General features: G+C 67.1%; 6 protein-coding genes. 4 read left to right on the top strand and 2 right to left on the bottom strand.

Features of this window, described 5'->3' with window-relative positions:
- Positions 1-92: 92 nt before the first annotated feature.
- The gene (locus GGQ89_RS08035; RefSeq protein WP_184105385.1) at positions 93-1,886 is read left to right on the top strand and encodes an ABC transporter transmembrane domain-containing protein; all 1,794 of its coding nucleotides are present in this window, start codon (positions 93-95) and stop codon (positions 1,884-1,886) included.
- A 247-nt stretch (positions 1,887-2,133) separates the two neighbouring features.
- Positions 2,134-4,059, top strand: coding sequence for a glycoside hydrolase family 84 protein (locus tag GGQ89_RS08030; RefSeq protein ID WP_240456628.1), 1,926 nt, complete (start codon positions 2,134-2,136; stop codon positions 4,057-4,059).
- On the opposite strand, the gene GGQ89_RS08025 is transcribed toward GGQ89_RS08030, so the two are convergent.
- Positions 4,043-6,535, bottom strand: a complete 2,493-nt coding sequence (locus GGQ89_RS08025; RefSeq protein WP_240456629.1) for a family 20 glycosylhydrolase — start codon at positions 6,533-6,535, stop codon at positions 4,043-4,045. The genes GGQ89_RS08030 and GGQ89_RS08025 overlap by 17 nt on opposite strands.
- A gap of 233 nt (positions 6,536-6,768) precedes the next feature.
- Here GGQ89_RS08025 and rnr point away from each other — a divergent pair, with 233 nt between their 5' ends.
- On the top strand, positions 6,769-8,967 hold the full coding sequence (gene rnr, locus GGQ89_RS08020) for a ribonuclease R (RefSeq protein ID WP_184105382.1): 2,199 nt from the start codon (positions 6,769-6,771) through the stop codon (positions 8,965-8,967).
- A gap of 177 nt (positions 8,968-9,144) precedes the next feature.
- The gene (locus tag GGQ89_RS08015) at positions 9,145-10,113 is read left to right on the top strand and encodes a glutathione S-transferase family protein (protein ID WP_184105381.1); all 969 of its coding nucleotides are present in this window, start codon (positions 9,145-9,147) and stop codon (positions 10,111-10,113) included.
- 127 nt (positions 10,114-10,240) lie between these two features.
- Here GGQ89_RS08015 and proS read toward each other — a convergent pair whose 3' ends face one another.
- Positions 10,241-11,773: a proline--tRNA ligase gene (gene proS / locus GGQ89_RS08010; protein ID WP_184105380.1), complete on the bottom strand. Its 1,533-nt coding sequence runs from the start codon at positions 11,771-11,773 to the stop codon at positions 10,241-10,243.

The raw sequence follows: 11,773 nt of genomic DNA, 5'->3' as shown, positions 1-11,773 counted from the left end.
CACATCCCCTGAACGCACCAAAGCGCCCAAACGATGCGTCGAGCCCATAGCCCGGCGTTGAGCCGATGCGCCCACGCTGCTAGGTCCCCGGCATGGCCAGATCCGCCGCGTCCCGCAAATCCGCCGAGCCCCCCGTCCCGGCCAGCCGCCGCCTGAGCAACCTGAAAATGGTCTGGCGCTATACGCTGCGCTATCCGGGGCATCTGGCCGCCGCCACCGTGTCGCTGGCGGTCGCGGCACTGGCCACGCTGTTCATCCCGCGCACCTTCCAGAAAGTGATCGACCACGGCTTCGGCAACATCGCCGACACCGGCGATATCGCACCCTATTTCCAGGGGCTGCTGGCGGTCGTCGTGGTGCTGGCGATCGCCACCGCGTTCCGATTCTATTTCGTGTCGTGGCTGGGCGAGCGGACGGTCGCCGATATCCGCATCGCGGTGCAGGCCAACCTTCTGCGCCTGGCACCCCGTTACTTCGAAGAGAACCGCCCGTCCGAGATCGCCAGCCGGTTGACCGCCGACACCGCGATCATCGAGCAGGTCGTCGGCTCGACCGTGTCGATCGCGCTGCGCAATACGGTGATCGGGATCGGCGGCACCATCTATCTGTTCGCGCTGTCGCCCAAGCTGACCCTGTCGCTGCTGGTGTGCATCCCGCTGATCGTCCTGCCCATCGTCGTGCTCGGCAAGAAGGTGCGCAGCTATTCGCGCGACAGCCAGGACCGGCTGGCCGATATCGGCGCGACCGCCGTGGAGACGCTGGGCGCGATGAAGGTCGTCCAGGCGTTCGGCCAGGAACGCCGCGAGGCCGAGCGATTCGAGCTGGCGGTCAGCAACGGCTTCGCCACCTCGCGCAAGCGCTTCCTGCTGCGTGCGGTGATGACCGCGATGGTGATCGGCCTGTTCTTCGGCGGCCTGACGCTGCTGCTGTGGGAGGCGGTTGCCGATGTCGCCAGCGGGCGGCTGTCGGGCGGGTCGCTGACTGCGTTCGTCGTGACGGGCATGCTGGTTGCGGGCTCGTTCCAGGCGCTGACCGAGGTTTGGGGCGACATATTGCGAGCATCGGGCGCGGCGCAGCGTCTGGCCGAGCTGCTGGCCGAGGAACCCGAGATCGCGCCGCCCCCCGCGCCCGCCGTTCTGCCGGTCATCCCGATGGGTGCGCTGCGCTTCGAGAATGTCGTGTTCCACTATCCGACCCGACCCGAGGTCGCGGCGCTGAACGACTTCTCGCTCGACATTCGCCCCGGCGAGACGGTGGCGGTGGTCGGCCCCTCGGGCGCGGGCAAGTCGACCCTGTTCCAGCTGGCCGAGCGATTCTACGATCCGCAGGGCGGCAATATCTCGCTCGACGGCGTGTCCCTGCGTGATGCCGATCCGGCAGCGATCCGCGGGCGCATCGCGATGGTGCCGCAGGAGACGGTGATCTTCGGCGCCTCGGCGCGCGACAATCTGCGCTATGGCCGGTGGGAGGCGAGCGACGACGAGCTTTGGGCCGCCGCCGAGGCCGCCAACGCCGCCGACTTCCTGCGCGCGCTGCCGCAGGGGCTGGATACCTTCCTGGGCGAAGGCGGTGCCCGGCTGTCGGGCGGCCAGCGCCAGCGGATCACCATCGCCCGCGCGCTGCTTCGCGATGCGCCGATCCTGTTGCTGGACGAGGCGACGAGCGCTTTGGATGCCGAGAGCGAGCAACTGGTCCAACAGGCGCTGGAGCGGTTGATGGCCAACCGGACCACGCTGGTCATCGCGCACCGGCTGGCGACGGTCCGTGCGGCCGAGCGGATCGTGGTGATGGATGGCGGGCGGATCGTCGAACAGGGGCGACATGGGGAGTTGATCGCGGGCGGCGGGCTCTATGCCCGGTTGGCGAGCCTGCAATTTCACGATTGATGGGGCCGGTCTAATACCACTTGGCGGGGGGGATTCCCTTGGCCTTCGACTTCGCTCAGGCTGAACGGGGGTTTGGCAGGACCCTACTTCCCCGCTCCGTTCAGCCTGAGCGAAGTCGAAGGCCACGCCCCAACCCATTGAAATCCAACCCGCAATCGCGCTTGCAGCCCGCCCCTCACTCCCCTAGGCTCCGACAATACCAGTTCAATACCGGAGATTGAGGATGACGCGGGCGGCAAACAGAGCAATGGGGGCGGCCCTGGCGGCGATCGCACTGGCGACGCTGACCCCGGCGGCTCAAGCGAGCCCCGCCACCCTGCCCGCGATTTTCCCCGCCCCCGCCGTGATGACGCTGGGCGATGGCACGGTGACGCTGGGCCGTGCAGTCACGCTGATCGTCGCACCCGGCACCGAGCCGGAGACCGCCGCGCTGGTGCGCGACCTGCTGTCAAAGGCGGGTGTCACCGAGATCGCCACAACCACGCGCTTGCCCGCCTCACCCGACCGCCCGACCATCGTGATCGGCCCGGACAGTGCCGCCCTAGTCCGTGAGGCCCTGTCGCGCAGCGACGCCAGCCCCGACGACGCCCGCGAAGGCTATACGCTGACCGTCCTCGCCGCCGGTCGCAGCGGGCTCATCACGCTGGCCGGGCATGACGCGGACGGACTGTTCCACGCCGCCCAGACGCTGCGCCAGTTGCTGGCCCGCCAGACCATACCGGCGCTGACCATCCGCGATCATCCCGCCATGCCGATCCGGGGCACGATCGAGGGTTTCTACGGCAAGCCCTGGTCGATGACCGACCGGACCAAGCATCTCGACTTCCTCGGCGAGATGAAGGCCAACACCTATGTCTACAGCCCGAAGGACGATCCCTTCGCGCGCGACAAGTGGCGCGATCCCTATCCCGCCGCGACGCTGAGCGCGCTGGGTACGCTCGCCGCGCGCGCCAGGGCGAACCATGTCGATTTCGTCTATGCCATCTCGCCGGGACCAAGCATCTGCTTCTCCGACCCGGCGGACGAGCAGGCGCTGCTGCGCAAGTTCGCGGCGTTGCGCGGGATCGGCGTACACAGCTTCTATGTCGCGCTGGACGATATCGAATATCAGAAGTGGAATTGCGAGGCGGACAAGGCCGCATTCGGCCCCTCGGGCGCGCAAGCCGCCGGGATCGCCCAGTCAAAGCTGCTGAACGCGGTCCAGGCCGACCTGCTCAAACAGGACCCCGCCTCGCGCCCGCTGATCATGGTACCGACCGAATATTATGATGCGAAGGAAAGCCCCTACAAGGCGGCCCTCCGTGCCAATCTGAACCCGCGCATCGTCGTGCAATGGACCGGCACCGATGTCGTGCCGCCCGCCATCTCCATTCCCGATGCCAAGGCCGCGACCAAGGCGTTCGGGCGCAAGACGCTGCTGTGGGACAATTATCCGGTCAACGACTATGCGAGTTCGGCCGGGCGCCTGCTTCTCGCGCCCTATGCCAAGCGCGAGGCCGGGCTGTCGTCCGAGCTGACCGGTATTCTCTCCAACCCGATGAACCAAGAAGCCCCCAGCCGGGTTGCGGTGACGGGGGTGCTGGCGTTCGGGTGGAACGACAAGGGCTATGACGCCGACCGCACCTGGCATTACGCCGCGCGCGATCTGGCTGGAGGAGATGCCCGCGCAACGGCGGCACTGCTGGAGCTGTTCGACACCCAGCATCTCGCCCCCACCTTCGGCAGCCAGCCCTGGCAGGAACAGGCGCCCAAGCTGAAGGCGCTGCTCGACCATGTTCGCGAGGCGCTGGCGAACGGTGACGCGGGCGAACGCCGTGCGGCACTGGCCGAACTCCATGCCAAGGCCGATGCGCTGGCCGATGCGCCCGACACGATCCGCGCGGGGCTGGTCGACCCGGCCTTTGCCGAGCAAGCCGCGCCCTGGCTGGAGGCGATGCAGCTCTGGGGTCGCGCGCTGGGGCAGGCTGCCGCCGGGCTGGACGCCGCCGAGCAGGGCAATGCAGCGGCGACCCGCTACTTCGCCGATGCCAAGCGGATCGCCGCTCAGGCCGCCGCCGTGCAGAGCATCAAGGGCGCGGTGCGCTTCGACGGGCCGATCAAGATCGCCGACGGCGTGCTCGACCGCTTCATTGCCGATGCGCCTGGCCTGATCGCGGTTACGGCGAAACCGTAACCGTCCGGCTGGCACGGCGGCCATCGGGGGTACGGGTGCGAAGCTCGACCACCCCCGTCACCGCCACCGGCCCGGTGTAGCGGGTCCAGGCGGAGCCGCCGATGCGATACTCAATCGGCGTTCCGGCGAACTCGGTGTTCGCCTCCAGCCTGCCGTTCGCGATCCGCGCGCCCGGCGGGGCAAGGCGATAGGTCACGCCCGCCCGATCGAGCAATCGCATCTGCGCACCCATCCGGCCCGCAAAATCCCGCCACCCGGCCAACAGCTTCGTCCGGTCCACGCGGGGGTCGTTCGGTTGATAGCCGGTACCAGCGACATAAGCGGGCTCCCAATCCGGCTTTCTCCACGCCCGCTCGGCCAGCGCCAGCAGGCGCGGGAAGAGCATGTAATCCACCTGGCTGTCGCGGCGCACCGTCTCGCTCCACAACTGCGCCTGGAGCCCGGCGATGCTGCGGCCCGGCTGGAGCGGCACGGTGTCGGCAATCGCCTTGGGCTGGGCGAGGATGTTAGGAATCAGCGCGGCGTTGGCGGCCAGATTGCCCGGCATGAAACCGAACACTTGGAAACTGTCCACCCCGCGCGACGCCCAGTCATAGCCGGTCTCGTTCGGATCGGCGGCATAGGGCATGTCGAAATAGCCGAGATCGGGGATCGACAGCACCGTCTTCCACCCGCGATTGGCCTGGCCATGCGCCTCGGCCACGCCGCCCGCGTGCAGGTTGCTCCAGATGTTGGTCTGAACCTTGGGCGGCATCTTGGCGGGGTCGGTATGGCCCAGGCCATCGCTCCACCCGGCGACCGCGATGCCGCGCTGGGCGAGGTCGGTGGAAATGCGCTCGATGAAATAGGCGCCGAGCTGCTTGGGCTGCAGGCCCGTCTGGCCCATCATCACCTTGCAGGCGGGCGACTGCACCCAGGCCCCCGCCGTCTCGTCCGCGCCGATATGATAGGTGGTCAGCGGTACCCCCGCCGCTTTGTGCAGGGCGGCGATGTCGTCGATCACCGTCTCGATAAAGCGATAGGTGCTGGGAATACAGACGTTCAGCGTGTTGTCGTCATAATGCTGGACGCTGGAATAGCGGGTGGTATCGCCCGGCTCGACCAGCCGGAAACGCTCGGCCCCAGCGCGGTCGCCCTTGGCCATCAGCCGCTGATAGCGCACCTCCATCGACCGGATCGCCGCGCGCGAATGGCCGGGCATGTCGAAGGAGGGGATGACGTCGATCTGCCGCGCGGCGGCGGCACGCAGGATTTCGGTATAGTCGGCGGCGGTCAGATAGCCGTTGGTGGCCGCATCCCTGGCCGGGTCTGCCCCCAGTTGCGGCGACAGGCAGCTCTTCTCGGTCAGGTCGGTGCAGCGATACGCCCCCACCTCGGTCAGTTCGGGCAGGCCTGCGATCTGCAAGCGCCAGCCCTCGTCATCGCCGAGATGCAGGTGCAGCGTGTTCAGCTTGTACACTGCCATCTGCTCGATCAGCTTCAGTATCTCGGCCTTGCTGTGAAAGTTGCGCGCCAGATCGATATGCAGCCCGCGAAAGCCGTAGCGCGGCGCATCCTCTATAATCAGCGGGCGGAGCGTCGTCCCCTCCGCCGCCATCTGCTGCGCCAGCGAACGAAGCGCATAGGATGCCCCCGCCGCATCCGCCGCCGCAATGGTGACACCGCCCTGTGCCACGGTCAGGCGATAGCCCTCGACGGCGATCCCCGCCTGCTTGCGGATGGTCAACGGCACCGTTCCCATCGGCAATCCGGCCAGCGCGGGCGCGATGGCGGCGCGAGTGAAACCCTGGGTGGTGACGCGCAATCCCTTGGCCAGATCGACCGGCGCACCGGCCGGGCGCGTGACCTTCGCAGGCCGGGGCAAAATCGCGACATCGACCGGCGTCGCCGCCCCCCGCTCGGCATAAAGAGCAAAGGCGCGCTCCGGGGTCCGCCAGACCGTCTGGTCGTCGGGGGCGCTGCGGGCGAGCGCGGCCTCATCGGTCATCGGGGCTACGAAAGGCAGGGTCTCCAGCCCCGTCTCGGCATCGGTCCCCGTCCGGGTCGCGGCGATCACACGCGGGGTAAGGCCCTCGGCCGCCAGCATCGCGTTGGGCATCATGTGATTGCGCGAGAAGAAGGCGCCCAGGCCGGTCAGCTTCACATGATAGGTCTGGCCCGGCTTCAACTGCTGGCCGGGCTTCAGCGTCAGGACGTTCAGATCGCCGTTGATCGTGCGGTTGTCGAAGGTGTCGCTGTCGATCTTCAGCACCGGGTTGACCAGGCTGTAGCGGATTTCGACCGGCAGGCTCGGCGCACCCTCGGGCACGGCGATGGCGATATCCGCCTCAAAACAGCGCGGCGTGCCGGTCGGGCAGGATGCGGGACGGTTGGTCAGGATGGTATAGCGATAGCCGAGCGTCGCCGCCAACCGGTCCAGATCGCCCTGCGCTGCGGGAGCCGCCGCCAGGATCGCGGCCGAAGCCCATAATGTCATCATAATCGTCGGTCCCGCTACGCCATACTGGTATTACATTGGATCATGTCGTTATTAATCCTCCCCTGCAAGGGGAGGGGGACCATGCGAAGCATGGTGGAGGGGGCGTTCCAGCAAGCGAACCCTATGTGGCGAACCCCCTCCACCACCGCTTCGCGGCGGTCCCCCTCCCCGTGCCGGGGAGGATCAGCTTCGGGGGTGACGCCGCCTCCCCTACCCCCTATCTCCATCTCATGAAAAAACCCCAGCCGGGTCTGCCGACCCGTGAGCAAATCCTCGCCTTCATCGAACAGTCGGACCAGCCCGCTGGCAAGCGCGAGATCGCGCGCGCTTTCGGTCTCTCCGCGCAGGAGAAGATCGGGCTGAAGGCGCTGCTCAAGGACATGGCCGATGAAGGGCTGATCGACAGCGCGCCGGGCCGCGCCTTCCACAAGATGGGCGGACTGCCCAAGGTGACGGTGCTGCGCGTCGTCGATGTCGATGACGGCGGCAATGTCTGGGGCCAGCCCGAGCGTTGGGAGGCGGACGGCGTGCCCATTCCTCGCCTCCGCATCCGCGAGCGCAAGCGCGGGAGCCTCGGCATCGGCCAGCGGGTACTGGCGCGGACCGAGGAAGCGGGCGGCGGCTGGATCGCGCATGTCATGAAGACGATCGCCCCCGCCTCCGAACAGGTGCTGGGCGTGCTGCGCGAGGAGGCGGGGCGCTTCTGGTTGACTAGCGTCGACAAGAAGGACCGGCGCGAGATGATGGTGTCGGACACCGGAGGCGCCGAAGCGGGCGACCTGGTGCTGGCCGAAAAGGCAGGCCGTCCGCCGCGCATCACCGCAAAGGTGGTCGAGCGGCTGGGCGATCCCTTCGCCCCGCGCAGCTTCTCGCTGATCGCGATCCACAAGTTCGAGATCCCCGATCGCTTCCAGCCCGAGACGCTGGAAGAAGCCGAACGTGTTGCGCGCCAGCCGCTGGGCGACGACCGCGAAGACCTGCGCGACCTGCCCATCGTCGCGATCGATCCGGTCGACGCCCGCGACCATGACGACGCGGTCTGGGCCGCGCCCGACGACGATCCCGCCAATCCGGAAGGCTGGCGCGCCATCGTCGCCATTGCCGATGTCAGCTTCTATGTCCGTCCCGGCTCGGCGATCGACAAGGATGCGCGGCGGCGGGGCAACTCGGTCTATTTCCCCGACCGGGTGGTGCCGATGCTGCCCGAGATCCTGTCGGCCGATGTCTGTTCGCTGAAGGAGGGCGAGGACCGCGCCGCGCTAGCCTGTCATCTTCAGGTGACGAAGGACGGCAAGCTCAAGGGCTTCCGCTTCACCCGCGCGGTCGTACGGCTGGCCGCGAATATCGCGTATGAGGATGCGCAGGCCGCGATCGACGGCGAGCTGTCGCATCCGCTGACCGAGACGGCCCTGCGGCCGCTTTGGGACTGCTGGGCGGCGCTGGCCAAGGCGCGCGACGATCGCGAGCCGCTCGACCTCGACCTGCCCGAGCGGCGCGTGGTGCTCGACCAGAATGGCCGCATCCTGTCGGTCGCGCCGCGTGCGCGGCTGGATGCGCACCGGCTGATCGAGGATTACATGATCGCCGCCAACGTCGCCGCCGCCAAGGCGCTGGAGGCTAAAAAGGCCCCCGTCATGTACCGCGTCCATGAGGTGCCCAGCCGCACCAAGCTGGTCGCGCTGAAGGAGTATCTGGAAACCTTCGACATTCCATTTGCGATGGGACAGGTGATCCGCCCGGCGACCTTCAACCGGATCATCGACAAGATCGGCGACGCGGACTTCAAGCCGCAGGTGATGGAGCAGATCCTCCGCTCGCAGACCCAGGCTTATTACGCTCCGGTCAATCAGGGGCATTTCGGCCTGTCGCTGGGGTCGTACGCGCATTTCACCTCGCCGATCCGGCGCTATGCCGACCTCGTCGTCCACCGTGCGCTGGTCGGAGCGTATAAGCTGGGCGATGGCGGGTTGCTGCCCGAGGGCGAAGAGATGGAGCGGCTGGGCACCTCGATCAGCCAATATGAACGCCGCGCGATGGAGGCGGAGCGCGAGACGATCGACCGCTATGTCGCGGCCTATCTATCCGAACATGTCGGCCAGGTGGTCGAGACGCGGATCACCGGTGTCACCAATTTCGGCTTTTTTGCGACGGTCGACGGCGTGGGCGGTGACGGACTGATGCCGATCCGCGACCTGGGCGGCGACTATTTCCATTACGACGAGTCGTCGCAGCAGCTGCTCGGCGAGAAGAGCCGCGAAATCTACAAGCTGGGCCAGCGCCTGCCGCTACGCCTGGCCGAGGCGAACCCGGTTTCGGGCGCGCTGCGCTTCGAACTGCCCGACGGCAAGGGCGCGGCACCCGAACCGCGCCGGGTGCTGAAACGGCGTGGGCGGCCCGCCAACATCCGCCACAACGGCAAACGGCGCTAATCCTCCCCGGCACGGGGAGGTGGCAGCGCGCCAGCGCTGACGGAGGGGGGCTTCCACACAGGCCCCACCTTGCGGCACGCCCCCTCCACCATGCTGCGCATGGTCCCCCTCCCCGTACCGGGGAGGATTGGATCGCTCCCCCGCCCCATGCGTACCCTCCCCAAAGGAGACACACGCATGGGCAATATGATGGCCGGCATCTGGCACGCCGACGGACTGTTCAAATCGGACGAGAAGGGCAGCTTCAAACGCCCCGACTCCGGTTTCCGCGACTGGGTGACGGCGGACGGAGAACCCGGCCCCGACGGCCAGACCGGCCACCGCGCGGAGGCGGGGCGCTATCACCTTTATGTCTCCTATGCCTGCCCTTGGGCGCATCGCACGATGATCGTCCGCGCGCTCAAAGGGTTGGAGGACATGATCGGCCTGTCGGTGGTCGATCCGCTGATGCGCGAAAATGGCTGGACCTTCGCCACCGAGCGCGGCGGCACCGGCGACCAGATCTACGGTTCGGACTATCTGTGGCAGCTCTATGCCCGAGCCCGCGACGGTTACAGCGGCAAGGTCACGGTGCCGGTCCTGTGGGACAAGCAGCGCGATACGATCGTCAGCAACGAGTCGGCCGAGATCATCCGCATGTTCAACACCGCGTTCGACGGGCTGGGCGCGCGGGAGGGGAATTACTATCCTGCGGACCTTCGCGAAGAGATCGATGCGGTCAACGCTACCGTCTATGACCGGGTGAACAACGGCGTCTACAAATGCGGCTTCGCCAAGACCCAAGCGGCCTATGACGAAGCGGTCGGCCCCCTATTCGCCGAACTGGATGCTCTGGAAGCGCGGCTGAAGGGGCGCGAATGGCTGGTGGGTGATCGGATGACCGAAGCGGACATTCGGCTGTTCACCACGCTGGTCCGCTTCGATGCGGTCTATCACGGGCATTTCAAATGCAATGTCCGGCGAGTGCAGGACTATCCGGCACTGGAAGCTTTGCTGGAACGGATGCTGGCGATCCCGGAGATCGCGGCGACGGTGCATCTCGATCACATCAAGACGCATTATTATGCCAGCCATTTGGAGCTGAACCCGACCGGGATTGTCCCCGCCGGGCCGGACTTGGCCTGGGCGGGGTTGGTGAGCGGGTAAGCCCCCTCTTCTTCCCCCCTTTCGCAGGCGGGAGGGGCCGGGGGAGGGAAACGCCACGAGCGATGGTCTCGGTGAGACCTCCGGCCCTCCCCCCAACCCCCTCCCGCCTGCGGGAGGGGGAGTTCCGTTAGTATGCCCGGCCGATCAGCACGCGCTCCACCGCCTCGCGGCCGGTGAAGATGCAGGGACCGTCGTCGCAACCCGTCTGACCCATCGGCGCGTTGCGGATGGTCAGCTTCAGGCCCTTCAGCTTCTCGACCACCTGCTCCAGTTCCGCCTCCGTGGGCTTGGCCCAGCGAACATCGACCCAGCCGGGGTTCTTCACGCCGTCCGCGAAATGCGCCTCGACGCCCGCCCAGTCGTCGACGGGCACGATCTGCGCCTTCAACCGCTCGGCCGACTGGCGGTGGAGTTCGCCCTGGATGTCGGCCAGCAGATCGGCGACACCGCTCACGAAATCGCCACGCGGCTGCACGACCGAATCGAGCTTGCCGTCCTCGCGGTACAGCCGGTCGCGGCGGATGACCGAGACGTTGCCGCCCGCCATGTCGCGACCGCCGACCTCGATGATGACCGGCGCGCCCTTCTTGACCCAGCCCCAGCGCTTGTTGGCGGCCTTTTGCGCGCGGGCATCGACCATCGCGCGGATCGGCTCGCCCAGCGCGGACTGCCCGACCAGTTCCTTTTGCAGGTCGCGGCAATAGCTCAGCAGCGCCTCGTCCTCGGGCTGATCGCGCAGCATCGGGACGATCACCACCTGCCACGGCGCGACCTTGGGCGGCACGCGCATGCCGTCATCGTCGCCGTGGACCATGATCATGCCGCCGATCATCCGGGTCGACACGCCCCAGCTGGTCGTCTGTGCGAAGTCCAGCCCGCCCTCGGCATTCTGGAAACGGATATTCTGGGCTCGCGCGAAATTGTCGCCCAGGAAGTGGCTGGTCCCTGCCTGAAGCGCCTTGCCATCCTGCATCATCGCCTCAATCGAATAGGTTTCGACCGCGCCGGGGAAGCGCTCATTCTCCGGCTTTTCGCCCGCGATGACGTGCATGGCGAGGCAATCCTCCGCGAAGCTGCGATAGACTTCCAGCATCTGGATCGTCTCGGCGCGGGCCTCGTCGACCGTGGCATGGGCGGTATGCCCCTCCTGCCACAGGAACTCGGCGGTGCGCAGGAACATGCGGGTGCGCATTTCCCAGCGGACGACATTGGCCCATTGGTTGATCAGCACCGGCAGGTCGCGCCACGACTGTACCCAGCGGGCAAAGGCGGTGCCGATCACCGTCTCCGACGTCGGACGCACGACCAGCGGCTCTTCCAGCTTTGCCTCGGGATCGGGGACCAGCCCGCCCTTGCCATCGGCGATCAGCCGGTGATGCGTGACGACCGCCATTTCCTTGGCGAAGCCGTCGACATGCTCGGCTTCCTTTTCGAAATAAGAAAGCGGGATGAACAGCGGGAAATAGCAATTCTCATGCCCCGTCGCCTTGATGCGATCGTCGAGCAGACGCTGGATGCGCTCCCAGATGCCGTAGCCCCAGGGGCGGATGACCATGCAGCCACGGACGCCCGATTCCTCGGCCAGATCGCCCTCGGCGATGACGGACTGATACCAGGCGGAGAAATCCGCGTCGCGGGTGACGGACAGAGCATGCTTCAT

This window comes from Sphingomonas yabuuchiae, assembly GCF_014199595.1.
GTDB classification, from domain to species: Bacteria; Pseudomonadota; Alphaproteobacteria; order Sphingomonadales; family Sphingomonadaceae; genus Sphingomonas; species Sphingomonas yabuuchiae.
This window is presented reverse-complemented; position numbering and strand designations above follow the sequence as displayed.